This is a genomic window from Trichocoleus sp. DQ-U1 (assembly GCF_039961925.1).
Classification (GTDB): domain Bacteria; phylum Cyanobacteriota; class Cyanobacteriia; order Cyanobacteriales; family FACHB-T130; genus FACHB-T130.
This window is the reverse complement of the sequence record NZ_JAMPKB010000001.1, coordinates 165896-192001: the sequence shown is the minus strand read 5'-3', so window position 1 is coordinate 192001 and position 26106 is coordinate 165896. Positions and strand designations below refer to the sequence as shown.

Annotated in this window: 29 protein-coding genes and 3 pseudogenes; 7 read left to right on the top strand and 25 right to left on the bottom strand. The window is 45.1% G+C overall.

From position 1 onward, the window contains the following. Window positions 1–55: 55 nt before the first annotated feature. Window positions 56–652: a hypothetical protein gene (locus tag NDI34_RS00885; protein ID WP_190416133.1), complete on the top strand. Its 597-nt coding sequence runs from the start codon at window positions 56–58 to the stop codon at window positions 650–652. A gap of 28 nt (window positions 653–680) precedes the next feature. Here NDI34_RS00885 and NDI34_RS00880 read toward each other — a convergent pair whose 3' ends face one another. Further along, on the bottom strand, window positions 681–1649 hold the full coding sequence (locus NDI34_RS00880; protein ID WP_190416132.1) for a protochlorophyllide reductase: 969 nt from the start codon (window positions 1647–1649) through the stop codon (window positions 681–683). A 133-nt stretch (window positions 1650–1782) separates the two neighbouring features. On the opposite strand from NDI34_RS00880, the gene NDI34_RS00875 reads away from it, so the two are divergent. Beyond that, window positions 1783–1914, top strand: a complete 132-nt coding sequence (locus NDI34_RS00875) for a hypothetical protein (protein WP_277877712.1) — start codon at window positions 1783–1785, stop codon at window positions 1912–1914. Window positions 1915–1959: 45 nt separating this feature from the next. Here NDI34_RS00875 and NDI34_RS00870 read toward each other — a convergent pair whose 3' ends face one another. The 3 genes from NDI34_RS00870 to NDI34_RS00860 all read right to left on the bottom strand — a co-directional run bounded on the left by NDI34_RS00870 (window position 1960) and on the right by NDI34_RS00860 (window position 4836). Continuing rightward, on the bottom strand, window positions 1960–2595 hold the full coding sequence (locus NDI34_RS00870; RefSeq protein ID WP_348231566.1) for a discoidin domain-containing protein: 636 nt from the start codon (window positions 2593–2595) through the stop codon (window positions 1960–1962). A 119-nt stretch (window positions 2596–2714) separates the two neighbouring features. Next, the gene (gene fghA, locus NDI34_RS00865) at window positions 2715–3581 is read right to left on the bottom strand and encodes an S-formylglutathione hydrolase (RefSeq protein ID WP_348231565.1); all 867 of its coding nucleotides are present in this window, start codon (window positions 3579–3581) and stop codon (window positions 2715–2717) included. A 142-nt stretch (window positions 3582–3723) separates the two neighbouring features. Then, entirely contained in the window at window positions 3724–4836 is a 1113-nt protein-coding gene (locus NDI34_RS00860) for an S-(hydroxymethyl)glutathione dehydrogenase/class III alcohol dehydrogenase (protein WP_190536676.1), read from the bottom strand. Window position 4837: 1 nt separating this feature from the next. Here NDI34_RS00860 and NDI34_RS00855 point away from each other — a divergent pair, with 1 nt between their 5' ends. Both NDI34_RS00855 and NDI34_RS00850 read left to right on the top strand, forming a co-directional pair. Continuing rightward, a complete protein-coding gene (locus NDI34_RS00855) occupies window positions 4838–4978 on the top strand; it encodes a hypothetical protein (protein ID WP_348231564.1) in 141 nt (46 codons plus the stop codon). Window positions 4979–5073: 95 nt separating this feature from the next. Further along, window positions 5074–6162 carry a pentapeptide repeat-containing protein gene (locus tag NDI34_RS00850; RefSeq protein WP_348231563.1) on the top strand — a complete coding sequence of 363 codons (1089 nt, stop codon included), beginning with the start codon at window positions 5074–5076 and terminating at the stop codon, window positions 6160–6162. 413 nt (window positions 6163–6575) lie between these two features. Here the strand turns inward: NDI34_RS00850 and NDI34_RS00845 are convergent, their stop codons facing one another. Then, window positions 6576–8291: a CHASE3 domain-containing protein gene (locus NDI34_RS00845; RefSeq protein WP_190536678.1), complete on the bottom strand. Its 1716-nt coding sequence runs from the start codon at window positions 8289–8291 to the stop codon at window positions 6576–6578. Window positions 8292–8800: 509 nt separating this feature from the next. On the opposite strand from NDI34_RS00845, the pseudogene NDI34_RS00840 reads away from it, so the two are divergent. Further along, window positions 8801–8995 (top strand): annotated as a pseudogene (locus NDI34_RS00840) (transposase); the annotation flags it as partial. Window positions 8996–9222: 227 nt separating this feature from the next. Here NDI34_RS00840 and NDI34_RS00835 read toward each other — a convergent pair. The 10 genes and pseudogenes from NDI34_RS00835 to NDI34_RS00790 form a co-directional block, all read right to left on the bottom strand. Then, on the bottom strand, window positions 9223–9639 hold the full coding sequence (locus NDI34_RS00835) for a retroviral-like aspartic protease (RefSeq protein ID WP_190439528.1): 417 nt from the start codon (window positions 9637–9639) through the stop codon (window positions 9223–9225). After that, complete coding sequence (locus NDI34_RS00830; protein WP_190439524.1) at window positions 9632–9850, bottom strand: hypothetical protein; 219 nt, start codon at window positions 9848–9850, stop codon at window positions 9632–9634. The genes NDI34_RS00835 and NDI34_RS00830 overlap by 8 nt, the downstream gene beginning before the upstream one ends. Window positions 9851–9930: 80 nt before the next feature. Continuing rightward, window positions 9931–10269, bottom strand: a complete 339-nt coding sequence (locus NDI34_RS00825; RefSeq protein WP_190416125.1) for a DUF5615 family PIN-like protein — start codon at window positions 10267–10269, stop codon at window positions 9931–9933. Next, window positions 10266–10490, bottom strand: coding sequence for a DUF433 domain-containing protein (locus tag NDI34_RS00820; protein WP_190985119.1), 225 nt, complete (start codon window positions 10488–10490; stop codon window positions 10266–10268). Before NDI34_RS00820 ends, NDI34_RS00825 begins: the two co-directional genes overlap by 4 nt. A 200-nt stretch (window positions 10491–10690) precedes the next feature. Continuing rightward, on the bottom strand, window positions 10691–10888 hold the full coding sequence (locus tag NDI34_RS00815; RefSeq protein ID WP_190820343.1) for a hypothetical protein: 198 nt from the start codon (window positions 10886–10888) through the stop codon (window positions 10691–10693). Further along, window positions 10875–11063, bottom strand: coding sequence for a hypothetical protein (locus NDI34_RS00810; RefSeq protein WP_190985120.1), 189 nt, complete (start codon window positions 11061–11063; stop codon window positions 10875–10877). The genes NDI34_RS00815 and NDI34_RS00810 overlap by 14 nt, the downstream gene beginning before the upstream one ends. A 178-nt stretch (window positions 11064–11241) precedes the next feature. After that, window positions 11242–11517 (bottom strand): hypothetical protein, encoded by a 276-nt coding sequence (locus NDI34_RS00805; protein ID WP_190985121.1) that lies wholly within the window; start codon window positions 11515–11517, stop codon window positions 11242–11244. A gap of 304 nt (window positions 11518–11821) precedes the next feature. Continuing rightward, window positions 11822–12979: a hypothetical protein gene (locus NDI34_RS00800; RefSeq protein WP_190985122.1), complete on the bottom strand. Its 1158-nt coding sequence runs from the start codon at window positions 12977–12979 to the stop codon at window positions 11822–11824. A gap of 295 nt (window positions 12980–13274) precedes the next feature. Next, a pseudogene (locus NDI34_RS00795) lies at window positions 13275–13373 on the bottom strand (BrnT family toxin); the annotation flags it as partial. Continuing rightward, window positions 13367–15619 carry an FdhF/YdeP family oxidoreductase gene (locus NDI34_RS00790; protein WP_348231562.1) on the bottom strand — a complete coding sequence of 751 codons (2253 nt, stop codon included), beginning with the start codon at window positions 15617–15619 and terminating at the stop codon, window positions 13367–13369. The pseudogene NDI34_RS00795 and the gene NDI34_RS00790, both read right to left, overlap by 7 nt. A 312-nt stretch (window positions 15620–15931) precedes the next feature. Between NDI34_RS00790 and NDI34_RS00785 the strand changes: the two genes are divergently transcribed. Continuing rightward, window positions 15932–16231, top strand: a complete 300-nt coding sequence (locus NDI34_RS00785; protein ID WP_190416119.1) for a hypothetical protein — start codon at window positions 15932–15934, stop codon at window positions 16229–16231. 64 nt (window positions 16232–16295) lie between these two features. Here NDI34_RS00785 and mazF read toward each other — a convergent pair whose 3' ends face one another. The 3 genes from mazF to NDI34_RS00770 all read right to left on the bottom strand — a co-directional run bounded on the left by mazF (window position 16296) and on the right by NDI34_RS00770 (window position 18015). Then, window positions 16296–16643 carry an endoribonuclease MazF gene (gene mazF, locus NDI34_RS00780; protein WP_190439508.1) on the bottom strand — a complete coding sequence of 116 codons (348 nt, stop codon included), beginning with the start codon at window positions 16641–16643 and terminating at the stop codon, window positions 16296–16298. Next, window positions 16637–16879 carry an AbrB/MazE/SpoVT family DNA-binding domain-containing protein gene (locus NDI34_RS00775; RefSeq protein ID WP_190439501.1) on the bottom strand — a complete coding sequence of 81 codons (243 nt, stop codon included), beginning with the start codon at window positions 16877–16879 and terminating at the stop codon, window positions 16637–16639. Before NDI34_RS00775 ends, mazF begins: the two co-directional genes overlap by 7 nt. A 542-nt stretch (window positions 16880–17421) precedes the next feature. Beyond that, window positions 17422–18015: a hypothetical protein gene (locus NDI34_RS00770; protein WP_348231561.1), complete on the bottom strand. Its 594-nt coding sequence runs from the start codon at window positions 18013–18015 to the stop codon at window positions 17422–17424. 67 nt (window positions 18016–18082) lie between these two features. Between NDI34_RS00770 and NDI34_RS00765 the strand changes: the two genes are divergently transcribed. Beyond that, window positions 18083–18319: a tyrosine-type recombinase/integrase gene (locus NDI34_RS00765; RefSeq protein ID WP_190434905.1), complete on the top strand. Its 237-nt coding sequence runs from the start codon at window positions 18083–18085 to the stop codon at window positions 18317–18319. Between the two features lie 100 nt (window positions 18320–18419). On the opposite strand, the gene NDI34_RS00760 is transcribed toward NDI34_RS00765, so the two are convergent. From NDI34_RS00760 to NDI34_RS00730, 7 genes and pseudogenes are all read right to left on the bottom strand, one after another. Then, window positions 18420–18950: a methylated-DNA--[protein]-cysteine S-methyltransferase gene (locus NDI34_RS00760; protein ID WP_348231560.1), complete on the bottom strand. Its 531-nt coding sequence runs from the start codon at window positions 18948–18950 to the stop codon at window positions 18420–18422. Window positions 18951–19339: 389 nt separating this feature from the next. Then, window positions 19340–21820, bottom strand: coding sequence for an ATP-dependent Clp protease ATP-binding subunit (locus tag NDI34_RS00755; protein WP_348231558.1), 2481 nt, complete (start codon window positions 21818–21820; stop codon window positions 19340–19342). 1387 nt (window positions 21821–23207) lie between these two features. Then, on the bottom strand, window positions 23208–23411 hold the full coding sequence (locus tag NDI34_RS00750; protein WP_190416112.1) for a flavodoxin domain-containing protein: 204 nt from the start codon (window positions 23409–23411) through the stop codon (window positions 23208–23210). A gap of 73 nt (window positions 23412–23484) precedes the next feature. Next, window positions 23485–24186, bottom strand: a complete 702-nt coding sequence (locus NDI34_RS00745; protein WP_348231557.1) for a dienelactone hydrolase family protein — start codon at window positions 24184–24186, stop codon at window positions 23485–23487. 48 nt (window positions 24187–24234) lie between these two features. Further along, window positions 24235–25176: an NAD(P)-dependent oxidoreductase gene (locus tag NDI34_RS00740; protein WP_348231556.1), complete on the bottom strand. Its 942-nt coding sequence runs from the start codon at window positions 25174–25176 to the stop codon at window positions 24235–24237. A gap of 214 nt (window positions 25177–25390) precedes the next feature. Next, window positions 25391–25742: pseudogene (locus NDI34_RS00735) on the bottom strand (alpha/beta fold hydrolase); the annotation flags it as partial. Window positions 25743–25784: 42 nt separating this feature from the next. Further along, window positions 25785–26081 (bottom strand): DUF981 family protein, encoded by a 297-nt coding sequence (locus NDI34_RS00730; protein ID WP_199300670.1) that lies wholly within the window; start codon window positions 26079–26081, stop codon window positions 25785–25787. Window positions 26082–26106 lie beyond the last annotated feature (25 nt).

Here is a 26106-nt window from a genome sequence, read left to right as displayed (position 1 = left end):
ACCCAAGCCGGGAAAACCGGCTAAAATTTTAATCTAAATTTTTTCACAGAGGTCTATGAATAACTCCTCTAACTTCGCAATGCTAAAGAGTGCGGAATGGAAGTTTTGGTTAGGCTGGATTGCTTTATCTACTATAGGTAGTTTGCTTGGGATTGTTGCTGGCTTTTTTGTAACACTTTTGACTGGAGGTTTTGGCAGCAACGGATTTCCCTTTGGCTGGACTGTTGTATGGGCTATTTTGGGTTGCTTCCAATGGTTGTTGCTGAAGCGGCGAATTAAGAGATCGAGTTTGTGGATTGCAGCGTCTGCTATAGGCGGAGCGGTAGCTTTACCAGTATGTGTGCTAGCGAGTTACTCTATATCTACAAACGCACTATCTGATTTTTTTAGTGACTTTATATCATTGGATCTAAGTAATTCGTATGAGCTTTTTAGCCTATCTAAGATAGGTGCAATAAATGAAGCAATTGTTGGAACTGCACAATGGTTGTTGCTGAAGCGGCAGATTTCGAGAGCGGGTTGGTGGATTCCAGTTTCTGCTTTAGGCGGGGCAATGATTCTACCTCCGATTAGTGCTGCGATTAAAGGTTTAGCCTTGGTTTTGATGTTTCGGCAGACAACATCAAAACCAGATAGCTATATTGAACAATGACCAATAATTCGCTAACGCACAGTCTTCGTTACGCTACTCCAACTAACTTAGCGCTCAGATCCCACAGCTTTTGAGCTTTGTTATCATCGCTGGCTTCGTCAGAAACCTCTTGCACAAAAGACTGACGACCGGGTTTCTGGCGATTTCCCCAACTCCAATACATCCCGGATTCCTTGTATTCAGGATCGGCAACAATCGCTGCAACCCTTTCCCCTGCCAATTCCTGAGACACGTATCCCCCGGTGATGTTCTTTTGGAACAGCGGAAAGATTTTCCGAAACAGAGGATAGTGGTTGCGGAACAGAGGTGTATCTGCAACGCATCCCGGATAGAAGGAGTTAAAGGTAATGCCTGTGGAAGAGTGATAGCGCCGATGCAGTTCCCGCATGGTTAAAACATTGCAAAGCTTGCTATCTTTGTAAGCTTTGCCTGGTTTAAACTTCTTGCCGTTAATCATCGCAATCGGTTCTTTGAAACCAGCTTCAAAGCCTTGGAGATTGCCTAAATCTGGAGGCGCTGGAATCGGAATCTTACCTCCTAACTCCTTCGGATTTGCCGTCACAGTTCCCAAAATCACAAGTCTGCGATCTGGATAAGAGGACTTTTTCAGATCCTCCAGCATCAGGTTGCACAGCAGGAAATGACCCAGGTGATTCGTCGCCACGCTCAGTTCATAACCTTCGGCACTGCGTAATGGTTCTTTTAATAAAGGTAGATAAACTGCGGCATTGCACACCAATGCGTCCAAGGACTTGCCGCTGGCTCTGAAGTTATTCACGAACTGGCGAACGCTCTCCAAAGAGGCTAGGTCAATTTGCATGAGGGTGTAGCTGTCTTGGGGGATTTCCACTGTTTCGGCAGCTTTTTTCCCCTTCTCCAAATCCCGACAAGCCATCACTACGTGCCATCCCTTTTTGGCTAGCGCTTTTGCACCGTACAAACCAACCCCTGAGGAGGCACCCGTGATTACAACCGTTGGCTTCCGATGTGATTCCATTGTGTTTAGACTCCGTTGACCGCCGTTAACTGTCTCTAGGATCTAGGATTTTACACCACTGGGTCATCAGCTCTTATTTTTCGAGGTGCGCTGTTATGAGTATCTTGGGGAAAGTTTTCTATCCATACTGGTTTTGCAATCGTCCATCAACAACACCAATTCAGTAGCGATCGTACCAACAATTTTGGAACTACCTGGCGATCGCGTACTTGACTTGCTAATACCATTCAGCAGCGGCAAGCAACGCGAACTTCGCCAAATTTAGCTTTATCTAATAGCTCTGTTTTACTTAGAGCGTTCAGCCTAGCGATTACCGTTTAACAGACTTTGAAGAATAAGCCCTGAGTTGATGAAAAGTACCCCAACCATTCCATTGTCCGTCCGGTGGTTCCCAATATTTGACATATCTCGCAGCAGTCGGTTTGATTGCAACATCAATATCAAGTTTATTAAAAACAGTTGTTGGAGCGTAAGGATGAACAATGTTAGAAACTAACTGCCAAGACTTGTTATCTGTTGATACTTCGACTCGAAATGTCAAGGAATTCTTAAACGCGCCATCCCAATCGATGTTATAGCCGACTCCATTAAGTTGATAAACGGAACCCAAATCCACAACTTGAAACGTGCCCTTACCATTATTCGTTTCATTTCCCCATCGACCTAGCTGTGGATAATTTGTTGTTGTTTTGTAATCCACATTATCATTGGCATTGGCCCAACCTGGGTAAGTAATTCCTCCGCCTCTGGCAATCACCTGTTTTTTCGCAGCAACGTTAACCCCTGGAAAGTTAAGTTTTTTTGCAACTTTAACTTCTCGATCGGGTTGAGCTTTTGATGGAAGTGGAGAGGAGTTTTTTAAATCTTGTGTAGATTCAGAACAACTAACTAGCGTGAAAGAGACAAGAAAAGCAAAGGTAGATAATTTAACACCTTGTATTCTCATTTTATGTCTCGATTGGCTTTTCGCAAAATTTAATTTACATTTACCTAAATAGATAGTTTTTATCCATTTCGTATAGAAATGGGAATAAAATATTATTGGTTCTTATTAGGTTAGATTAATCAAAAGCCTGGTTGAGCCAAAGCTGCCGCGTGGTGAGCGAAATGCTCGCCGATAAATGAGGCAATGAAATAGTAACTGTGATCGTAACCGGGTTGTTTGCGGAGAGTCAGGGGATGATTGACTTCTGCACAAGCTTGTGCAAAAATGTCGGGTTGTAATTGTTCGCCTAGAAACTGATCTGCATCTCCCTGATCGATCAAAATGGGCAATCTTTCTGGAACAGATTTAATTAAATGCATCGGATCGTAAGCTAGCCAGTCAGATTTATTGTTGCCCAAATAATTCTGAAACGCTTTTTGTCCCCAGGGGACAAGGCTTGGGGTAACAATCGGAGAAAAGGCGGAGACACTTTTAAACATTCCGGGATTTTTCAGAGCGATCGCTAAAGCACCATATCCGCCCATCGAATGTCCGAAAATGCCCCGAATTGCCATGACGGGGAAATTTGCAGCGATCGCTTCCGGCAGTTCTGAAACTACATAGTCATACATCCGATAATGCTTTGCCCAAGGCATTTGCGTTGCATTGAGATAGAATCCTGCACCTGTTCCCAAGTCCCAGCTATCTTCTTCTCCAGGGACATTACAGCCGCGCGGACTGGTATCGGGAGCAACCACAATTACACCGTATTGCGCTGCAAATTGCTGTGCGCCTGCTTTACTGATGAAATTTTGTTCTGTGCAAGTTAGTCCACTCAACCAATAGAGTACGGGACACGACTGCGTTTCAGCTTGGGGAGGAAGATACACGCCAAAATTCATCTCGCAGTCGAGTACCGCAGAGTGATGGCGGTAGACAGATTGCCAGCCACCGAAACTCCGGTTGCGGCTGACTAAGGTGAGGTTTGTCGGGATGGGTTGGTTCATGACTGATAATGCTGCATACCAAGTTCTGCGCGATCGAGAAGAACCCCACCCCCAGCCCCTCCCCGCAAGCGAGGAGCGGAGCTATAGGCTAAGGCTATGGCGGGGTGGGGTTCTCTTAATTATGGGCAAGGCGGACATGATATTACGAATACAGAATCACAGAACGAATGCTCTTACCCGCATGCATCAAATCGAACGCTGTGTTAATTTCCTCTAGTGGCATCGTCTGAGTAATGAATTCATCAAGTTTAATTTCGCCTGCAAGATATCGTTCTACATAACCGGGAAGTTGCGATCGCCCTTTGACTCCGCCAAAGGCAGAACCCCGCCACACGCGCCCCGTAACCAGTTGGAACGGACGAGTGCTAATTTCTTCTCCCGCACCCGCAACCCCAATAATGGTTGATTCTCCCCAACCTTTATGGCAAGCTTCAAGGGCAGCTCGCATCAAATTGACATTGCCGATGCACTCAAAGGTATAGTCAGCACCGCCATCCGTGAGTTCGACAATCACTTGCTGAATTGGCTGCTCGTAATCTTTGGGATTGATGCATTCCGTCGCGCCTAACTGCATTGCCAGTTCAAACTTACTAGGGTTGATATCTATGCCAATAATCCGCCCTGCTTGAGCCATTACGGCTCCCTGAACGACGCTTAACCCAATTCCCCCCAAACCAAACACCGCAACCGTTGAGCCTGGTTCTACTTTCGCCGTGTTCAATACAGCACCAATGCCTGTAGTAACGCCACATCCTAAGAGGCAAACTTTTTCTAACGGCGCGGCTTTGTTAATCTTGGCGATCGCAATTTCGGGCAATACGGTGTATTCGCTGAACGTACTGGTGCCCATGTAGTGATAGATAGTTTCACCGTTCTTGCTGAATCGGCTGGTTCCATCGGGCATCAATCCTTTGCCTTGCGTGGCGCGAATTGCCTGACACAGATTGGTTTTTCCAGACAGACAAAACTTGCATTGCCCGCACTCTGGCGTATACAGCGGAATTACATGATCGCCTGGTTGCACGCTGGTGACGCCAGCACCCACTTCTTCCACAATCCCGCCGCCTTCATGCCCCAAAATTGTTGGGAAAATGCCTTCCGGATCTTTACCAGACAGCGTAAATGCATCCGTGTGGCAAACGCCTGTGGCAACAATCCGAACCAGAACCTCTCCGGCTTTTGGCCCTTCTAGGTCAATTTCTTCAATTTCCAAGGGCTTTCCAGTTTCCCAAGCGATCGCCGCGCGTGTTTTCATCGTGACTTCCTGCCAATTTTGTTCAGCACTACATCATCCCGGAATTCCGCCAGAGATAGCGAGTGCTGTAATTCTTACTTTAGCGATCGCCGTTGGTTTCGCGGGTGAAAGCGACCCAGAAGTTTTAAAAATACGTTTGTAAACGCCCCCTCAATCCAAACATTGCTTGAATTAAGCCGACTTTCTTACTTGTGTCTTAGGATAGGCTTGCAAAATTCCTACTTTGAGTAAATAAGGATGTGGCACAAAAAAAGTTTGTGGTCGATCTTGGGAGGATTGGGAGGAAGTGCGATCGCTATCTTTGCCCTACTCAATTTCTCCCACTGGCATCGTCTTCGTAGGTACGAGAAGATTCCTGACTTGAGGGCTGTGCAATGGAGTGGTAAAAACTTAGCTGGTGCCAATTTTTCCCGCCAAATTTTCCGAGAGGCAAATTTATCGGAGGCGAACCTACAACGGGCAAACCTCCAAGGGACAGATTTCTCTGGTGCGGCTACTCGCCTGATTGACACCGACTTACGGGAAGCAAATTTAACTAAAGCTTTACTCTCCGGTACTCAGGCTACCAGAGCCAATTTCTCTGGCACAATCCTCCGGGAGGCCGACTTAAGCAACGCTAGCCTGAATGGTGCGCGTTTTAGAGATGCTGATTTGCAGGGAGCAATTCTGATTGGGGCAAAACTGGTAGGAGCTGACTTCAGCGAAGTGAAGCACGATCCGGCTTATCTCGATCGAGCGGATTTGACCGATACGGGTATTACAGGATTTCGCGATACACGGCTTTGCAACGCCACTATGACAAATGGTGCAATTTCTAAACAGGGTTGCTTTTGGCCTTCCTACGATTTGAAGCAAGCAGCACAAGCTCAGGATTGGCGCTGGATGGATTCGGCAACCAGTTATCTATTTCGAGAGGCGGTGATTCCTGGGGATGCCAAGGCACTTGAGCAGACTGTAGACGAGATTACACCCGAACAAATCCGGGCGATGCCCTGTAAACATCTCAAAACTCTAGACCAACTTTGGCGACAAGCAAGCGGCGATCGCTTTGGGTTCGGCATTCAGCGGCAAATTTGGGAAAGTTCTCAAGTAAATCGAGATTACACCAAGTTCGGAGAAGCTGTGGGATGGAAGCAGAACGGAACTTGGCTCAAATTTAATGATTTAAAGGCTAAAGAGTCCGCTTCCAATGGCAGTGTTCTCCCAATCGGTCATTTTCCCCGGCACTCTTGGCAAGTTCTGGAACCTACTAAGACCGAGCCTACTCGCTTTCGCCGTGTGGGATTTGGGGAATGGATGGCACGACTTAAAGCCTGTGGAATTTGAGCGGCTCCCAGTCGTTAATCTCAAACGCCTTCAAGTGATGTTCCGACGAGTCCCTAATGGTTCCGAAATTCCCAAAACTTGCTCTTGTCAATTCGGAGTCGTTATGAGCGTGGTTAATTTAACGAAGTCATTAAGAGTTTGACTTAAACAAGGTTAAGTAAGGATATCTATGAGCGATCGCGAAAAGTTGACCACAGCCACAGGTTGCCCAATTGCTGATAACTAGAATTCCCTAACGGCTGACCCGCGTGGTTTTCTGTTGATGCAGGATGTGCAGCTTCTAGAACAGATGCAGCAGTTCTATATCGATATTGTTACTCATCACAGCACTCTCTCGGCTTTATTTTGTCATCGCAGTCGCGACCCTCTTACTGAGGATGACTTAAACGTATAGCAGTTTATAATCTGTCCAACTAAACCACCGCATTGAGATTAAGCGCTGATTGATTCACCATTTGCATCCCAATTTTAGTTTGCTCTAAACCACTTGCTGTTTCTACCGATCCTTGTTTCAAATTATTCATCACTTCTACCACTTGCTCAATCGCCAGAGCTTGCTGCTTAGCAGTGAGAGAAATTTGCTGACTGCGTAACACAACATCATTAATTGCTGCTATTGAGTCCTGTTGATTGTTTAAAACAACTTCCTCAATTGCTTGAATTACGCTGCCATACGCTTCCAACACAATATCATTAATTGCCTGGGTAACATTTGTGGAGGATTCTAAGACCACATCATTAATTGCTTGAGCCACTTTAGCAAAAGCATCGGCTGTTTCTCTGGACATTTCAATAGTTTCATCGGCATTTTTCTTGCCTCGTTCTGTCACTACCACTGTTAAATTTATTGCTTTTTGAATATCGGAAATCAACGTATTGATTTTTTCCGCTGACTTTTTGCTTTGATCGGCTAATTTGCGAATTTCGCTAGCAATAACTGTAAAACCTTTACTGTTTTCTCCTGCACGTACAGCTTCTACTGCGGCATTTAATGCCAGCATATTTGTCTGATTAGATATGCCTGTAACTAAGGCGCTAATGTTGCCAATCTGATTAGCTTGTTCGCTTAAACTCACAATATGGTCTGCGATCGCGACAACTTTTTCTTTCAATTCTGACATTCCATTTACAGTTTTTATGACAGATTGATTGCCCGATGCAGCTAAGGATAGTACCTGCCGCGAACCTGTGGCTGATGATTCTGCTAAAGCTAAGACTTGATTTGCACCTTTGGTTGATGATTCTGCTAAAGCTAAGACTTGATTTGCACCTTTGGTTGATGATTCTGCTAAGACTAATAGTTGTCTCGCACTTTCTAGCGATGCCTCTGCTTGTTCTGATGCTTGCCGAGCTGATGCATTTAATTCATTCATCGTTGCACAGGCTTGATTAACGGCAACAGCTTGGTTGGTTGCTATACGTTCTTGTTCTTCTACAGCAGTAGAAATTTCTGTAGAAGAACTAGCCAGCGCACTAGTCACGTCATTAATCGGTCGGACAACCTTTTTAGAAATAAACCATAAAGTAAAACAAGCTAAACCTATTGCAGCAGCAGTGCCGCCTAAAGAAATAAAATTTGATATTTCTTCGGCTCGTTTAGCTTCTTCTTTCCTTTTATCCAGTAGTTCATTTTCTATGGCAATCATTTCGCCAATCTCTTCGCGAAGATGATCCATAACTTGCTTCCCTTTACCAGAAAGCACTAAAGCTCTTAATTCTGTTTCTTTACCTGCTTTCTTTAAAGAAATAGTTTCCGCTAATTCTGAAATTTTTTCTTGAGACAAATCTTCAACATTAGCCAAATTTTCCAATTGTTTGGGGTTGTCTTGTATAAGTTTTTGTATTTCCTTGAAATCTTTATTTATTATTTCAAGAGCTTTATTATAAGGTTCCAAAAAAGTGTCTTTCCCCGTAATAATGAAACCTCTTTGCCCTGTTTCTGCATCAACTAGATTTTTTTCCAACCCCCCCAGTTTATCTTTAACTTCATAAGTGTGTGTTACCCAATCTACTGCTTCTACCAAAGTATTTGTACTGATTTTGGAAGTAATACCTATACCAACCATCAGTGCCATAATTGTCCCAAAGCCGACTTGGGTAACTTGACCGAGCTTAATTTTATTTTCCATATCTAGCTATCTCAATTAATTGCTTATTGATATATTAACAATCAGCAAGTTATTGACAACAACCGCAAAACTACGGTATTCCCTTGTTAATCTAAATTAGTCCTTAATAATTTTTAATGAGCAATATTTTTTTATAAACAGATTCAGGTTTGAGCGAGTCGAGATTAGTTTGTTTAAATTTGAGCGAACAAGTCATAGCATTTTTTTTTGCTTTACAGTAAAGTTAGTAAAAAAATTAACAATTACTAAGCAAACACGCGAATCAGCAAAGTATTTCTGTAGTTAATTGATGGGCTGAAAACTTGAGATGTAAGAGACAGTTGGTAAATAGATATGAAGCGAGTATATAGCAGGAGATCAAATAATCGATACAAGATGTAACAAATGAGTCAACCCTTTTACGACAGTGACTTTAACGATGAGGAACAGCAACAGATTGAACCTTTTTTACTCCGTGCCAAGCCTTTTTGTAAACACTGATTTGTAAACACTGAGAGGTTAACTTACGAGAGATTTTGAATGCTATTGTCTACCGAGCAGATAATGGAATTAAATGGCGCAATTTGCCCCGCGATTTTCCAGAGTGCCAAACAGCCTATGGCTACTATCGTTTATATAAAATTGGACATCTGGGAGCTTTCTCAATCCAGCCCTGGTGCAGCAAGTACGAGTTAGCAAGGGACGGCAGGCTCAAGCCAGTTTAGCCATAATTATCCATTTAAGAAGAGCCTCTGTCATACTCCGACGCAGGCAAGAGCCTTTTCGGCGGTAGGCATAGGCTGTTATTGACATGATACCGAGTATCACCATACCGTAAAAGATGTATTTGACTGGCTTGAATTGAATAATTATCCTACAGACATCGGCGATCGCACTCAAGCAGCGAGAGGGTCAAAGTTGCGATCGCGCATTTGTGCTTAACACTCACTGTTCACTGCTTTGGTGACAAATCAAACCACATCTGCGATCGATAGAAGCATACATTAAATTCCAAGAAGAAATTCATACGTCCCAACAGTAATGGCACATCGTCTGACAGACTCCACGCAAATACCAAACGAACAGGCACAAAATCCCTAATTTTAGCAGATACTAACAATCCTTTTGCCTCAACAGGAGCTAGATTTCCTGCAAGCATGACTGAGGTAGTTTGCTCTTCCCAAACTGCTCCTAATTGAATGCCGACACTGTAAGGTAGAACGTTGATGCTAGCTCCAGTGTCCAACAACCCTGAAATCTGCACAGTAGTATCTCGGTAAATTAAGGTTAGAGGTAACTCTGGTACAGCATCAGGAACTCCAAAGGCATCATTCCTCTCTACAAACGGGAATCTTTGAGAGTTAGGCATTGTCCGTCTGGCTATCCTCTTCCAGCAATTGAGCTAGTTTTTGGGCAGCTTCGTGGGAATTGTAGGGCGACCAAACTGGATATATCCCCCCAGCTTCTAATAGCAGCGCATCTTCTTCCTTCGCTAATTCTAAAACTAGAAACTGCATGACTTTAAGCTTGTCTGCACGAGACAAGCTTCGTAAGGTGGGCATTAGTTCTACTATATTCATGGCAACCACAACAAAAATAATTCAGTGCTTCTATTTTTCCACAAGCACCTGAGAGCGATCGCCAGTTATTCATTGATGGACTAATCCCCGCTAATCTCTACTAACATCTCGCCTGAGCGCAAAAGCTCCAAAGCGTCTGGCAATGTTGCACTCAAAATCTCTCGCAATCGCGTATTTGATGTATTGCCACACGTCAGCCAGATAATTTGTGGAGGTACCCCGTAGCGAGCGACCAAATCAACAAAATCTCTGTCCTTGGTTATAACGATCGCTCCTTGCGCTTTTGCTGCCTCAAAAATCTCATAATCTTCAGCATCTCTCAGACCAATATCGCGCAAGGCTACTGCTGTCACCCCAAATGTATTCGCGATCCAGGGTGCAATTCCAGGCGACAGTTGTGCATCTACCCAAATCGTCATGCCACCAGAACTGGATGATCGACTTTACGCGCCGCGTAGGTGAGTGCTGCTTTCAGATCCTCCATTTCCAGATCGGGCATTTCCTCCAATATTTCTTCGGCACTTAAACCAGCCGCAAACAAGTCCAGCACATCTGATACCCGAATTCTCATACCCCGAATGCAGGGACGACCTCCACACTGCTTCGGATTAACTGTAATTCTGTCAATCAAATTTGGCATCCGATTTCGCTCCGAAATGAATCCTTATCTCAGTCTGGATCGCGTTTGCCCAAGTTGCAAATTCAAAAAATCTGAAGATGCGATCGCTTATTTCTGCTTCAAACTAACTGTCCTCTAACTGGTTTGTGCGTTCTTTTCGCCTGGTCAAGGACTCAATAAAATCAAAATATTCAATTTTAAAGCAAGTGTTAAAAAGCTTCTCAACTGCTACCCAGTTTTCCCTTTAGGATCTCTTCCATTTCCCTCAAATCTTCTTCCGTCTTAGGAAATCGATATTTTTGGCTATTAGGATTCCTGCGTTTAATCAGAGCCTCAATTGCTTCATCATCCTCTCGGTGAGCCAAAACATAGGCTCTCAGTTCTTGACGGGTCATTTTGCTAAAGTCAGGCTTCATCATTAAAGCGACCTTGACCATCGGAAAAAATTAGAATTTTCAAACTCTCAGTTACACCAGCAAGGATAAACACTATCTTGGTGTTCTGGTTATACCGAAATACATGAATAGGCTGATATCCATTTGAGAGCATCTGGCATACTCTGACACAGGCAAGAGCCTGTTCTGCGGTAGGCATACGCTGTTATTCACATGATAGCGAGTATCACCATACCGTAAAAGATGTACTTTACTGGCTTGAATTGACTGAATAATCATCCTACAGACATCGCGCGAGCGCACTCAAGCGGCCAGAGAGTCAAAGTTGCGATCGCTAAGGCGCAACAGGGCATTCGTCTCTACGAGATAGATCAACGTTATGGATGCTCCTCGTAGATTCCTACACGGCTGACCGCATAATCGAATAATAAAGGTACATTCGTTCCAACACTTCTGGCTAGTTCGTCAGCTAGCTGATCTGCAATATTTTCAAAGGTAGAGCCGTAAATTCCTGCTATAAACTCACCAACATCTAACTGATTTGAGCGTTCTTCTTGCCAGGACAAAAATTTAATAAAATTAAGCACATAATGTAATTTGGATTGAGACAGATGATGTAATTTCTTAACAATTCTGTCAACTAAGGGTTCCATAGCCTACCGGAACTGGTAATTGGACTTCTCTTATGTTACAAAATTCGCCAACTCGCCAACCGATAAAAATACCTAAAGTATCACTACTCCTTGCGCCGATGTCCTCAGCAAGTTTGACATAAATTTGTCGAGTAAGCAGATTGTCTGGATTCTAACTCAGCATAAACTGTATTAAGAGAGGTGAAAGAAGCGATTTCCTTTTGGTTGTTTAACGACCCAGTTCAGCGGTAGCTGATAGCCTTGAACTCCACACCAAGGACTTTCGGCTGCAACCGAATTGTTATGCCGCGATTTACACAGTAGATTACTCTTCTACACTGCCAAATGTATACTGACTAAGTTCTACAGCTCGTACTTCGCCAAATGGATTGTTCTGTCGCAGCCTATTTTCCATCTCAGGATCTTCTTGCCACGGACACTCTATATAGCACCACTCTACTGAATACCATCCATCTTCTTCTGGCGCGAAAGAAACACCGATACACTTTGGTAGTCTTTGATCATATTTGTGTGCATAGGTAAAATTTTGGAGAAATTGTAGACGATGCTCAATGAAGTCATCTGTTAAAGGAATAAACACAAACCCGCAGCCTGTACGTGGTATTGCCATCCTGTACGGCAACACAAATTCATTAGCGCTTGCTTTCTCCATTGATAGCTGGAATCGTGTTTTTAACTCTCGTAATTCATTTCTCATCAATTTGGCAATTTCTTTCACAATGTAATAGTAGTCAGTTGAAACATTATCAGTTGTCACACGTTCAGGAAAAACATTTATCACTCCTGTCATATCCCACTCATCAGCTCTGTGTTGAAGTTTCCGAAGATACTCAACAAATACAAATTTAGGCTTTTCATTCGAGATACCAGATAAATACTGACCAACTAATGCCTGTTCGGGCAGATTTAAAACATCCTCCTCCCAATTGGTTATCAGTTTTTCTCGAAACGCAAGATAATCTGAAACTTCAGCAGGTGTAAGCAACGTCCGAAGTGTCCCCAAATAATCATCCGCTGGAATTAGATGTATTAAACCTGCCGTCTGGCTTCTATAGTGTTTCTGCTTTCTACAGCTTTCTGGAAGAGCTTCGTGAGCTTTATACAAAACGAGCTTATGTACAGACTCTAACGACGAGACTGTAACATTGAAAGCATGTCCTCGGTGATTCTGAAGGTAAATATCTTTATGGTTCTTGAGATAATTGAGAGTATCGCGTATTTGTCGCGTTGCTTTGCCTAAAACTTTCTGCTCAAACCACCGTTGTTCCTTGTCAGGACTTGTGTTGCTGGGGGCTTGGCGCTCTTTTAATTGGTAGATGTTCAGAATATCGTCTAGCCAGATAACATTATCAGCGAGTTCAACTTCTTCCGTTGGTGTTGGACGAAAAGTGTTCTTAGAGAAAGTGAATTCTCGAAAGAAATAGTATTGGTTGAGTTTGGCTATATCTTCTTCAAAGCTCATACGCAAGGACAACTTTTAATTATTAATCCAGTCTAAATCAAGTTTAAACTGTTAATTGGCTCCCTGGCAATCTCAATCGCTACATAACTGTCATTTTTTGTCGTGGTTTCACTTCATAATTTTCATTAAAAACTGTAGAGCTTCATTCACTGAATTGGACTTGGTAAGCATCTCTTTTGTCTCAGGTTTTTAGCGAACAATTATCCCTCTAAAACTCTTTCTTTTAGAACCTAAATTTCTGACTCGTAGGCTCTGTAAGTCATATTCTGATCGCATCTCATCTTCCATCTCTGGCTCAACCCTCTTCATAGACTTCTCGCTCGGAGCGTGTAACAACTCTTGCGCTAATGAGACGAATCGAGTCTCCTCTTTCCATATAAGACACAATTAGTAAACTACAACCGGAACGCGCTTAAACGCAGGTATCCCAGACTGCTTATCTATACGCGCTTTGAAGATGATGTTAACTTCGGGATAGAACATCATTGCTGCTCCCTGACGCACAGCACCAAAGATAATTTCAACATTCTCTAACTTGCCTGCATCGCCTTGCACCGTCACTCGTTGATGCTCTTGCCATCCTGCTTGTTTTGCATCAGATGGGTTCATTAAAATGCAATTTCGGTGCGGCATTCCGCGATATTTGTCGCCTTGTTTATAAACTACCGTGTTATGTTGCGAGTAGCTGCGTCCCGTCATCAATGCTAATACAATGCTCTGGGTAGATTCCGTTACTCCAAACTCTTTTGCTTCCGGTAAATGCAATTCTGGTAATGGCGTGACAAACATATTCGCTTTACCGGACGGTGTAGCAAATTTAGGTTCATTGAAAATGCGTCCGGCGATGGTGAATTCTTCCTTGGTTTCATCAATCGTTGCCATCTGCTCAAAGCCAGGAATCGTTTTGGCAATCAGTTGACGGACATATTTGGTATCTTGAAGTTTGCGCCAATCAACCGGATCGCTGCCAAGAATGCAATGCGCCAATTGTGTGAGAAATTCCACCTCGGAAATCAAATATGCATCCTTGAGATGGGTTTTACCAACATCATTCAGCCGCACAAAGTTGTTGCCCGATTCAGTCGTAGTTTGGTGCGGATTTTCAAAGCGGTTAAATACGGGAATGATGATGGTATTTTTCTTCGCTAATCCGTGAAACTGTCCTAAATTCGGTTTGGTGGCGAGGTAGATAATGGTTTCAATATTGCTTAAAGCTCGCTTTGCTTGATTTAAATCCGGGTTCGCCGCATACAGATTGCCACCAAGGCAAATCAAGGTGTCTACTTTGCCTGCATCAGCCGCATCAATTAAGTCGCGGGCGCGATATCCAGGGTTGCGGTTGAGCGATCGCCCTAGCAATTTCTCTAACGCTTCTTGAATCTCTTTTTTGAGTTGGACTGTCACACCCATCGAGCCAAAACCCTGGACGTTGGAGTGTCCCCGGATCGGCATCGTACCGCCGCCCTCTTTGCCCGCATTCCCTGTCAGCAGAGCCGTGTTGGCGATCGCATAGATGTTATCCACGCCGTTTTCTTGCTGCGTTGCACCCATCGCCCAAGCAAACACCACACCCTTAGAAGAGGCGATTAGTTCGGCGGCGACTTCGATCTCCTGTTGGGAAACACCGCAAGTTTGCGCGATCGCATCCCAGGAAATAGAGCCAGCATAATCGACAACTGCTTCCCAACCCTCAGCATGGGCGCAAAGATAATCTGTTTGAATTAAGTTGCGTTCAATTAGCGCTTTTTGGATGCCGATAAATAGCGCCACATCGCTACCGGGAATCGGTTGCAGATAAAGTGAGGAAATCTCCGATCCGGTAAATAGCGACTTGAGGGGAAATGCTGGGGATGCAAACTTAACCAACCCCACTTCAATTACTGGATTAACGACAATAACTTTGCCACCGCGATCGCGCAACTCGATCAGTTCGTTCATCAAGCGCGGATGGTTAGCAGGTGCATTCGACCCAATCAGCACCACGCAGTCTGCCTTTTTCAGGCTATCCAGACTCACCATTGAGGTGCCAGAACCAAACATCTGCTTCAGTCCCACCGTCGAGGGGACGTGGCACAAATCGGAGCAATCTGCCAAATGATTCGACCCCAGCGATCGCATCATCAGTTGCAGCAGATAAGCCGCTTCATTCGACGATCTCCCGGAACTATAGGAGGCGACTCGTTCCGGGGACTTGCGAAAACCAGCTTCGCTAATCTCGTAAATCTCATCCCAGGAAATCCGCTCGTAATGAGATTTCCCCTCGCGCAGAATGACCGGAAAACTGAGACGACCGAGGCGATCCGCTTCTAAGGAAGTTAACTGTTGAAGTTCGGCGATACTGTGGCTGTCGAAAAAATGGGTCGAGACGGCTGGTTGCAACTCGGCGGAAATTGCCTCTACGCTTTTGGCGCAGCGTTGCATCGTTTCCCCCAACTCGTTTGCGAAGCCGCCCTTTTGTCCCCCCGTTCCCCAAGCACAGGACAAGCAAGCACTTTTATGCAACAACGTTTGCCACAGTTTTGGCCCTTCGGGTGATAGGGTATGCTCTGCCCAATATTGCACGACGGGCAAACCGCCACCCATTTCTGGAGCATTGCTGGTTGCTTTGGTTGCGTCTTCTGGTTTAATTTCTGCGTCCATACAGCTTCCTCTTGAATGCAGCGCCACTCATCCGTCAGCCTGGAATGCGTTCTATCCCTCTGAATTTATCTTGAGCAAGATACTATCTAGAGGGCCTTGAAATCAGCGTAACTCATCAAAACTTGTCTCGCACGATTGTATGGATGTGCGATCTCTGAGAGCTTTTTCCTAGAAAATTAGCTTCTCAAAAATCCTCTAACTATTTCAATCCTAGCTCTGGGATCTCAGCCCTTAAGTAGATTTTCAGATGCCTTCCCCTAGCCTGCAACTGCTCTGTGAAATAATGGGGACACAATTGTTCCTAAAATTTTTATGACCATTTCTCACAGCCAGGGCTATCTCGTCACGATCATTTGCGAAACGGTATTGCAAGATCGCCTAGTTAAGCTGCTCAGCGGATTGGGTGCTTCTGGCTACACCATTATTCCAGCCAAGGGCGCTGGTAGTCACGGTAAACGTATGGGAGATATCGCTGGCTATAACACCAACATTGAAGTCAAAACCATTGTGTCAAAAGAGATATCAGACCAATTACTAGAAGACCTGAAGGAGTTTTCGAGCAATCATGCCTTGATTGCCTTTCGTCAAAAGGTAGATGGCTTGTTTGATTAAGTAGTTGAATCTAAACTCTGACTGGGGCCAGAGATTTCAATTTGTCAAGCTATTTATTGATTAGTTATAGCAAAAGTGGCTCAATTTTTGCTTGTACTTCCTCAATCAGACTTTCTGGCACAGACTCGACAAATTGAACACCACGAGCTTTCCAGTCTAAACACTTAATCTGATCTGCAAGAATAACCCCCTGAATCTTCAATCCAGATGGCAAGAGAACTTCAAAAGGATATCCTTTTTGTTGTTTTGTGATAGGCATGAACAAAGCCAGGGAGCTTTTCTCGTTATAAACAAGAGGCGAGATTACAAAAGCTGGTCTATGACCCCTCTGTTCGTGCCCCTTTGTCGGATCGAAGTCCAAGTAAACGATATCTCCTCGGCTTGGAATATACAGATTTGCTTGTGCTACCAAACTTCATTCCCTACAGCGATTCCACTATCAATTTCAGTGTGAAGATTCTCCGGTGTAATTCCCTCAATAAGCTCATCAAGCGAGTAACGCTTTCGATTTCTGGGCTTGATAACTAGAGTTCCATCTACCACACTAATATCTATCTCAGCCCCTTCAGCTAACTGGATCTCCTTGGCTAAATTCTGTGGAATCCGAACAGCAAGACTGTTTCCCCACTTTGCAACAGTCGCAGCCATAGTCTGAATCTCCATCTAGCGAAACCGCTCTCTATACTCTGCCCTTATTCAAGTACGTATCTACAGAGTATCTACAGTATAGCGACGAAGCAAATGCTCGACAAGCATTCTGCCCCAAAGCCACTTGCAGCACTTCCAGCCAAAAATCATTGCAGTATTGTCTTACAGGCAACTTTCTAAAATTTTCAATTCGGTTTTGAGCATAATTCAGCTTCTTATTTGTCGTCAATCCTGGTGCCGATGCCCTTAGCGAGGCAAGACATACACCCGTAGAATGAGCAAATTATCTCAATTATGGCGATTCATAACGGTGAATTTTAGCGATAGCAGATAACCTCTTGCTTGCAACAGATAGCCTCCCGGCGCTTGGCTCTAACGATATGTTAGATCGCGAGAATTATAGGACTGGGCGTAGTTTCTTTCTCTTTCAAGAAAACTAGAAATGTAAAGTCGTCATAAAAGACCATCCTGATGATGAAATTTTTATCTTCAGATTTTAAGAATTGGTAGTAGAACACGTCTGGACAAGACCCTTTTTTAGTTCATCCTAATTCTTGGTGTTTTTCTCCATGAATAAAGCCTTGATTGATATGATTCAAAACGTAGGCATCTTGTGAGTTGCTCAAGTTCCTATTTAAGAGGTTGGGACTTTTGATAATGCAGCTATTAAGCCACTTCTCTTGATAGCCTGACTCACGATAGTAAAGAGCACGAGCAATCGATTCAATTACACGCTCAATACGCCGCATCTCATATGAAATAGCTAAAGTCTCGTAAGGGATAAGTAAGCCGTTATTTTCAGAAATAACTCTTGCGCTTCTAGCAGTGGAAAAGATTCTCTTTCCTAAGACACCTTCGCGCCTAAGCAGGGTTTGAACCCATTTTGACTTAAAAATGGTAAATGCAAGATCACTCTTGGAGTTCATAACGATCACTGCTGCTGCATATTCATCATCACTGGATCTGGAATTATTATGTTCTGAACATGAAGGTACAGTTATTAGATGGCTTCTATAGTTAGGGCTATTGCTAGGCAAGTATTTCTTCTCAGGGAAGAAGCATTTGGGAGGAATGTGATCTTTTGTTGTTGCTGTTCGTTCACAGCAATAGAACTGTGCAGGCTCAGGGGGTTTCATTGTTCAGACACTTATTGCAGTCTAAATGTACTATTCTAGTTAATATTACACTTTGTAGTACAAAGTTTTGAAGAAGTGCCCAAGCTTAGGAGTAGGTAGCAGTTTGCTCTACGGTACAGGAATGCGCCGTGGCGAGAGATTGCGGCTGCGCGTCAAAGACATCGACTTTGGAAGCAAGGGGATGATGATTCGCGATCGCATTGAGGCGGAAAATTGCATCACCATGCTACTCAAACAGTTAGTAGAACCATTAAGGCAGCATTTACAATATGCGAGATCGCTTCATTTTCCCATTACCCGATGAAGCAGCCGTCAATAATATGCTGATTCGCACTTGAGCGATTGCATCATCAAAGACAGCATCAAAAAACGTCTTCCAGAAACAAAAAAATGCGATCACGTCTTTAACTGTTGCTTAAAGCCATTGTCAATTGCCGATTAGATTTTGCGCTATGTCTGCGCTCAAGTTCTAGTAAACCTTCTTTAAGACGGACTCCACCTCTAAAACCTGTAAGTGTGCCGTTGCTGCCAATAACACGATGGCAAGGCACAATAATACACAGAGGATTTTTACCGTTGGCTGCTCCCACAGCACGCGCTGCTGTTGACAATCCTATTTTTCTCGCCAGTTCTCCATAAGATATCGTTTGACCGTAAGGAATCGACTGTAGGGCTGTCCAAACCTGCTGTTGAAACACCGTACCTATGGGGGCAAGTGGTAGCGTGAATTGATACAATTCGCCATTGAAATATGCCTGAAGTTGATCAACGGCGTCACCGTCTAGCTTCTTTTGGAAATGCCAAGTGGCTTCTGGAGACTTTGCAGCCAGTCCTTCTTGAAAGTCTATTGCCACTAGCCCAACTGAGTTTTGCGCGATTAAGATACGTCCCAGAGGGCTATCCATGTAGGTATAGAAAATTGAATCAGAAATCATGAAAATTCCTTTTTGCTTAGATTTTCCAGAACGCGATCGCCTGCAATTCTAGATAGAATTTTGGCATGGATTCACATCTGTGCATCATGGGAATGCGTTGGCGAAGCCCACTGAAAGTATCGCTTGTCAGCAACCCATACCATCGGTCAACCCAACAAATATTTATAAGAGTTGGATTGGTTTCCTTAAACGCCACATCGCAAGAGCAGGGGAACTCCCGCTTGTGACTCCCCAACCTCTGTGGATTTTAAAGTTTTAGCTCTAATTGCTATATCTCGCCAGCAGCCTTTTTTGAGCAGAAATTGACGGTTGAAAAAAAAATCCCCTGGCAGAAATGCCAGGGGATGAAAGTGCTAAATCTTAGCTAATGAATTGCGTAACTTATGCCCTTAGGCGACCGGAAGTAACTCTCGCTGTTCGGATTTGACTACCTGAATCTGACCGTCATCGTCAACATCAATGATGGCTGTGTCTCCATCTTGAATAGTGCCAGATAGCATGGCTTCAGCCAAGTTGTCTTCCAGGAGTCGCATAATCGCCCGACGCAGCGGTCTTGCACCGTAAGCAGGACTGTAGCCTTCGGTAACGACACGGTCTTTGAAGCGATCGCTTACTTCCAAAGTAATTCCCTGTTCGGTCAAGCGTTCGGCAATTTCGCGCAGCATGATTACAGAAATTTGCTTCACTTCGTCCTTCGTCAACTGACGGAAGACAATGATCTCGTCGAGACGATTGAGAAACTCAGGACGGAAGTATTGCTTGAGTTCTTCATTCACCAAAGCGCGAACGTGGTTGTATTGCGCTTCAGCTTGATTATCAGTTACCTCGAAGCCTAGACCGCCGCCGCCTTTCTCAATGACTTTAGAACCGACGTTGGAAGTCATGATAATCAAGGTGTTCTTGAAGTCTACTGTGCGACCTTGAGCATCGGTCAGGCGACCGTCATCCAAGAGTTGCAGCATCATATTGAACACATCGGGGTGAGCTTTTTCGATTTCGTCGAATAGTACCACCGTGTAAGGCTTGCGACGCACCGCTTCGGTTAACTGACCGCCTTCGTCGTATCCTACGTATCCAGGAGGCGAACCAATCAGCTTGGAAACCGTGTGGCTTTCCATGAATTCCGACATATCCAGGCGGATCATCGCTTCTTCGGAACCGAAGAAGTAAGCAGCCAAGGACTTCGCAAGTTCCGTCTTACCAACTCCGGTGGGGCCAGAGAAGATAAAGCTGGCGATGGGGCGGTTGGGGTCTTTTAGACCAACGCGGGCGCGGCGAATCGCCTTAGAGGCGGCGGTGACGGCTTCCTCTTGACCGATGAGACGCTGGTGCAAGGTATCTTCTAAGTGCAGCAGCAATTCCGATTCGGATTCGGTGAGTTTGCTGACAGGAACTCCAGTCCAAGAAGCAACGATTTGAGCAATGTCTTCTTCGTTAACCACTGGGGAATCTTCAGGGTTAATGACTTCTGTCTTTTTGTTGTCAGCGATCGCCTTCAATTGCGCCTCAAGTTCCAACTCGCGATCGCGCAGTTGTCCCGCTTTATCAAAGTCTTGAGCCTTCACAACCGCTTCTTTCTCTTTGGTCACTTCACGCAGTTCGCGCTTCAGTTGTCCAGTCCCAGAAGACTTGCTGTTTCTCAAATGGACGCGAGAACCCGCTTCATCAATCAGGTCAATTGCCTTATCCGGCAAGTAACGGTCTGAGATGTAGCGATCGCTCAAGCTGGCGGCTGCAACCAGAGCAACATCAGAGATTTTAACTTTATGGTGCTGCTCGTAGCGATCGCGCAGACCAAATAAAATCTCGATGGTTTCACTGACGCTGGGTGCGCCTACCATAATCGGCTGGAAGCGACGTTCTAAGGCAGCATCTCGCTCAATATGCTTGCGGTATTCGTCCAGGGTGGTCATTCCCATGCACTGCAACTCGCCTCGCGCTAATGCTGGCTTGAGGATATTCGCAGCATCCATGCCACCTTCGGTTGAACCCGTACCAATCAGGGTATGCACTTCGTCAATGACCAGAATGACGTTCCCCGATGTCCGAACTTCATCCACAATTTTCTTGAGGCGTTCTTCAAATTCGCCCCGGAATTTGGTACCCGCGATCAGCGAACCCATATCCAGACCGATCACCTGCTTATCTTCCAAGAAGCCAGGAACGTCTTTATTCACAATCCGCTGAGCTAAACCTTCAGCGATCGCAGTTTTACCAACCCCCGGCTCTCCAATCAACACCGGGTTGCTCTTGGTGCGGCGAGCTAAAATCTGGATAGCGCGTTCGATTTCTTTGGCGCGACCCACAACCGGATCGAGCTTGCCTTGTGCGGCGAGTGCGGTCAGATTCGTGCCAAACTCATCTAACGTTGCAGTTTTGCGATCGCCACGTCCGGATGTCGAACGATCTTCTCCACTACCCGCAGAGACGGCTGTGACATCTCCTAGCATCCGAATCACGGCGGTACGGAGGTTATCGGGGTTAGCGTTCAGGTTTTGCAGCACTTTGGCGGCAACCCCTTCCCCTTCTTGAATTAACCCCAGCAGCAGGTGTTCCGGGCCTACATAGTTATGTCCGAAAGCCTTTGCTTCCAGAAAGGCTTGCTCGAAAACACGCTTCACCTTAGGGGTGAAGGGAATTTCAGAGGGTACAAAGCGAGACCCCCGACCAATAATTTTTTCTACCTCAATCCGGCATGCTTGGAGGGTGATGCCTTGATCGATCAGAACTTTAGCCGCCACACCCGTGCCTTCTGCAATTAATCCTAAAAGGAGTTGCTCGGTGCCCACGAGGTTGTGTCCCAGGCGACGTGCTTCTTCCTGGGATAGCATAATTACCCTAACGGCTTTGTCTGTGAAATGTTGAAACATAGCAACTTTCCTCTACCGAGCTGTTTAGGCGATGGGTGAAGTGGCATTTCCCCATGCATAAACTTTTATGTACTTGCTTAATTAACAATGTATCTCTACCCCGATTGCGATCGCAGTGGGCACAACCGTATGAAATCAGGTGTAGTTGCCGCCTATGCATGGGAATAGAAGCGCAATGCATATATGGCGGAAAAAAATATACCTCGGTAGTTAGAAATTTAGGTATATAAATGGAGGGATAATTTTAAAATTCTTCCCTACCGTCGCCAACATTCAACCAGAAGCAGCTTCATCAATTCTTATAAACTTAATAATCCTTATTATTAAGTCCCCATACATCGCTCCCTGTATTCGTAGCTTAAGATACCAATCAGAGTTTCATCCACTAAAAATGTCGGAAAACCTTATATTTCTACCTGGCGGTATATTTATATCTCCTGCATGAATCATGAGGTCTAATGATTCTGGCGTGTGCAACGGCAGGACTAGACATGAGATCGTAAAGCTATCATGTAATCGACAGCCGTTCTCATTGGGATCTCCCTCCTTTAGTTTTGAAGCCCAGTGAGCGATAAAGACATTGCCCTAGTATTTCACTATCGCTCCGGCTTGATATCCTTCAGGCTTTTCCACTCAGCCAGGAACGAGTGAATCATCTTGAGAAAATCCCCTGATTGAACTCTTTCGGTAGATGTAAATGGGGTGTAAAGTATGGGCGAAGCAAGTGCATCCCAAGGTAAGCAAAAATACCGGAATCCGACTGCCAACTTCTGATTTTCAGATGAAAAACGGCTGAATCATTCGCTCATCGTGTTCGCAATTCGAGCATTAGAGAATAACACCCTCTCTTAGGATTCAACTTTTCCTACAAGCTCGCTGCATCAAGATCCGGTTGTTTTTATACACCTCTAAAGTTCCAGCCTGCGGATTATCTAACGTACCATCCCACACCCAATATTCATAGTTTCTATTCCGAAACTTATACACTCAAACGCCTTCTGTCCTTTGGCTAGTTCCTCTGCCCAAACTTAAATTCCCGTTGGGATTAGTTGCACGATAGAGTAGTTCACCAGAAGTATGTTTCTGCCAAATATTGATGTTATAACCACCCTGGCAGTTCATGCTTAGGATGATGCCAGCAGTAGAATCAGCAGAGGCTCTTAAGGAAAAATTAGCTAAGCTACTGATTGGCAGTAAACAATCTGTTGAAGTAGCACTGTCAAGCTAGTTAACTTAGCAGGGTTTGTTGATGGGACAAGGATTGTAGATAACAATCCTTGTCCCATCAACATTGTTTCCGAGGCGACATTATTTCCTGCTGAGGGCTAGTCCTGAGTTTTTTACTTGGCAAACAATTCTTTGCCTGCTAAGGCAGCAGCCACTCGTGTTACATTCGCACCATGATACTTGGCAGCTTCCAGCCTCTCTTCAGTAAACCATCACTGGCGATTACATCATCTTCAGTAACATCCTCAACAAACTTTACCGCCACTTCAGTACCTGGAACTGATGTCACACCAGATGCTACCGCTTCTGCCATCTTCTGGGTATTGCCGTAATCAGTTGCGTAAACGATTAAAACTTTTGTCATCTTTTACCTCACACTTGTTGAAGTTGATAGCTGTTTGTGCGCCAAATCTCAATCGCTTTGCGTTTAAGTCCCGCTACCCTAAATGCTGTTTTAAAAACGCCAACGTGCGATCGCGTGCTAATTCTGCGGCTTCTTGGCGATAAGCGGAACTATTCATGCGGCTAAACCCGTGACTCACTCCTTCATAGCGATAGATTGTGACCAGAGGGTTGTCTTTCAGTCCTTGCTGAATGGTTGTTTGAGCGCTTGGGGACACATACTCGTCATTTCCACTCATATGCAATATCAGCGGTTTCTGAATCTTTGTCGCCTCCGCTAAATTCTTGTCAATCTCAACACCGTAGTAACTGACGTTGGCATCCGCATCGGTACGTGTTGCCATGAAATATGCCAGTTTGCCGCCCAAACAAAAGCCCACACTGCCGACCTTGCCTGTGCTGCTGGGATACTGCCGCAGAAAAGATAGACTGGCCTTGAGGTCTTCTACGCCGCTATCCACATCAAATGCTCGAAGTAGCTCAAAGGCTTTAGCCCAATGCTCCTCCTTGCCAGGATCGAGTTGTACATCGGGTTCCAGTCGCCAATACAGATCCGGCACCAGTACCAAATAGCCTGCCTTAGCATAATCATCGGCAGTCTGTCGCATATTCGGATTGACCCCAAGAATTTCTTGAATCAGCACAATCCCTGCACGAGGCTGAGTACCGGGTGCTGATAGATAGGCGTTAAAACTGCCGCCTGAAAAGGCTGGAATGGTTACATTTTGAGTTGTCATGATGCCTTCATTCTTCCTGATTACGATAGCCATCTGGATGCTAGAACGTTAACTGGCATCAGCCACGGCGCTGTCAACGATCCACTCCAACGATCGCGGCTGAAAATCCAGTTCGCGTTTTGCCTTGGCATTCGATACGCCTCGCATCTGAGTCTGGTAGTAAACAATATCCGCACCACCATCCCTTTTCAGAGCATCCTCAACTGATACCTGTGGCGGTGGTGGAGCATTCAGCGATCGAGCAAACTCAGGGAGCCATTCGCGCACCGCTAAAGGGCGATCGTTCGCAATCAGATAAACACCAGGATTGCCCTGCTCTGCGGCTGCAACTGTGGCAATCGCTGCATCCTCAATGTGTAACCACGACCAAACACCTTCGCCATTTCCCACAATGGGGAACTGTTGCTGTCGTACCTGTTGTGCTACATCGCCATCGGGGTTGAACCAGGTGCCGGGTCCGTAGAAGAAACCATAGCGTAAAGTAATTCCTTCGAGATTGGATGTTTCCAATAAACGGTGTTCAATCTCAGTTACGAGGCGAGCCTCGGCGGCAACGGCGGGGGAGGCATCAAGCGATAACGGTGTTTCCTCATCTGCCAATCCAGTACCGGGAATTCCCCAGAAGGCGACCGACTGTCTCAGGTAGCGGCGCACCCCTGCTGCCTGTGCAGCCGCCAGCACGTTGGCACCCCCTTCTAACCGAATGCGCGTATTCAGAGGCGCTGCTGCACTCATGGATTCACGACTGTAAGTCCTGGGTAGGGCGGTGAGTTGTTCAATCACCACTTCCGGTTGAGCGCGGGCGATCGCCGCTTTAACTGAATCAGCGTCGAATACATCCGCGACCGCAGGCTCTATTCCCTCTGCCACTAATGACTGTGCCCTTTCCGGGGAGCGGGTTAGAGCTATAACATCGTGACCTCTGGCAAGTAATTGGTTGAGTAGCGGACGACCGATTGCTCCTGTTGCTCCGGCAACAAAAATCTTCATCTGTAAACCCTCTAAAACTTTGTTGACGTTGAGTATCTTTCTCGTTCAATCGTTTTCATTGCTTACTTCATAGCCTAAGAGAATCAACAAAAATCAAAGTAGTGTTTCTTTGTTTTCATTAGGCAGGGATGGGTTGAAGCCGTGACGCGAGAAATTGACGGATGTAGTTTGCGATCGCATCCCCATCTTCTTCCAGCGCAAAGTGCCCGGTGTCGCGCTCTGGAGCTTTAGCCGCAATCCGAGTAACCAATCGGAACACCATAATCCATTAAGTAAAGGCTATATTTCTTGAGAGCGATCGCAGCGATAAATTTCTCGACGATCTGTGCCAGATGATCGAACGTGTAATCAAACTCATCCACAGTTGGCATCGAACTGTTACTAAAACCCGGATAATCGGGAGCAACGAGATGGAAGCGATCGCTAAGCGCGGGCATCAGATTGCGGAACATATGAGATGAGATTGGGAAGCCGTGCAACAGCAGAATCGTTGGATTATCGCGAGAACCAGCTTCTCGATAAAAGATATCTAAACCATCGATCGAAACGGTGCGATATGTAATCATCGGATTACTCCTTGTAAGTTTACTGGAGTCGTTTTACGGCAATTACTTTGGCATGGGTTGCCACATCGAGAAGTTAGCAAGATGTGCCCAGTAGGAACTCAATCCAATAAACGCAAAAATGAGGGCTGCCACAATTAACACAATGGCTCCAACAGTTCGTAAGAGCCGGTTTTCTTTGAAATAGAGAGTTGGTACAGCAAAAATTCCTCCTAAACCAACTAAGATAAACCCAGTTCCTGCTGGCACAGCGATTGGTATGAGTCCCAGGTTGATGAAGCGCAAGCCAATGAGCAGCGATACAAGTCCTGCAAAAAATCCATAAATGCCATTTTCGGACAATGGGTAATGGATAAAAAGTCATTAG

Excerpts from the sequence above, each read along its gene's own strand:
- NDI34_RS00870 (WP_348231566.1), bottom strand. The coding sequence starts at position 2,595 with ATGAGAATACAAGGTGTTAAATTATCTACCTTTGCTTTTCTTGTCTCT.
- NDI34_RS00750 (WP_190416112.1), bottom strand. The coding sequence starts at position 23,411 with ATGACAAAAGTTTTAATCGTTTACGCAACTGATTACGGCAATACCCAG.
- NDI34_RS00845 (WP_190536678.1), bottom strand. The coding sequence starts at position 8,291 with ATGGAAAATAAAATTAAGCTCGGTCAAGTTACCCAAGTCGGCTTTGGG.
- NDI34_RS00790 (WP_348231562.1), bottom strand. The coding sequence starts at position 15,619 with ATGGACGCAGAAATTAAACCAGAAGACGCAACCAAAGCAACCAGCAAT.
- NDI34_RS00800 (WP_190985122.1), bottom strand. The coding sequence starts at position 12,979 with ATGAGCTTTGAAGAAGATATAGCCAAACTCAACCAATACTATTTCTTT.
- NDI34_RS00880 (WP_190416132.1), bottom strand. The coding sequence starts at position 1,649 with ATGGAATCACATCGGAAGCCAACGGTTGTAATCACGGGTGCCTCCTCA.
- NDI34_RS00815 (WP_190820343.1), bottom strand. The coding sequence starts at position 10,888 with ATGATGAAGCCTGACTTTAGCAAAATGACCCGTCAAGAACTGAGAGCC.
- NDI34_RS00755 (WP_348231558.1), bottom strand. The coding sequence starts at position 21,820 with ATGTTTCAACATTTCACAGACAAAGCCGTTAGGGTAATTATGCTATCC.
- fghA (WP_348231565.1), bottom strand. The coding sequence starts at position 3,581 with ATGAACCAACCCATCCCGACAAACCTCACCTTAGTCAGCCGCAACCGG.
- NDI34_RS00820 (WP_190985119.1), bottom strand. The coding sequence starts at position 10,490 with ATGCCAAATTTGATTGACAGAATTACAGTTAATCCGAAGCAGTGTGGA.
- NDI34_RS00745 (WP_348231557.1), bottom strand. The coding sequence starts at position 24,186 with ATGACAACTCAAAATGTAACCATTCCAGCCTTTTCAGGCGGCAGTTTT.
- NDI34_RS00775 (WP_190439501.1), bottom strand. The coding sequence starts at position 16,879 with ATGGCTGCGACTGTTGCAAAGTGGGGAAACAGTCTTGCTGTTCGGATT.
- NDI34_RS00825 (WP_190416125.1), bottom strand. The coding sequence starts at position 10,269 with ATGACGATTTGGGTAGATGCACAACTGTCGCCTGGAATTGCACCCTGG.
- NDI34_RS00770 (WP_348231561.1), bottom strand. The coding sequence starts at position 18,015 with ATGAAACCCCCTGAGCCTGCACAGTTCTATTGCTGTGAACGAACAGCA.
- NDI34_RS00860 (WP_190536676.1), bottom strand. The coding sequence starts at position 4,836 with ATGAAAACACGCGCGGCGATCGCTTGGGAAACTGGAAAGCCCTTGGAA.
- NDI34_RS00885 (WP_190416133.1), top strand. The coding sequence starts at position 56 with ATGAATAACTCCTCTAACTTCGCAATGCTAAAGAGTGCGGAATGGAAG.
- NDI34_RS00830 (WP_190439524.1), bottom strand. The coding sequence starts at position 9,850 with ATGAATATAGTAGAACTAATGCCCACCTTACGAAGCTTGTCTCGTGCA.
- NDI34_RS00810 (WP_190985120.1), bottom strand. The coding sequence starts at position 11,063 with ATGCCTACCGCAGAACAGGCTCTTGCCTGTGTCAGAGTATGCCAGATG.
- NDI34_RS00805 (WP_190985121.1), bottom strand. The coding sequence starts at position 11,517 with ATGGAACCCTTAGTTGACAGAATTGTTAAGAAATTACATCATCTGTCT.
- NDI34_RS00785 (WP_190416119.1), top strand. The coding sequence starts at position 15,932 with ATGACCATTTCTCACAGCCAGGGCTATCTCGTCACGATCATTTGCGAA.
- NDI34_RS00760 (WP_348231560.1), bottom strand. The coding sequence starts at position 18,950 with ATGATTTCTGATTCAATTTTCTATACCTACATGGATAGCCCTCTGGGA.
- NDI34_RS00850 (WP_348231563.1), top strand. The coding sequence starts at position 5,074 with ATGTGGCACAAAAAAAGTTTGTGGTCGATCTTGGGAGGATTGGGAGGA.
- NDI34_RS00740 (WP_348231556.1), bottom strand. The coding sequence starts at position 25,176 with ATGAAGATTTTTGTTGCCGGAGCAACAGGAGCAATCGGTCGTCCGCTA.
- NDI34_RS00835 (WP_190439528.1), bottom strand. The coding sequence starts at position 9,639 with ATGCCTAACTCTCAAAGATTCCCGTTTGTAGAGAGGAATGATGCCTTT.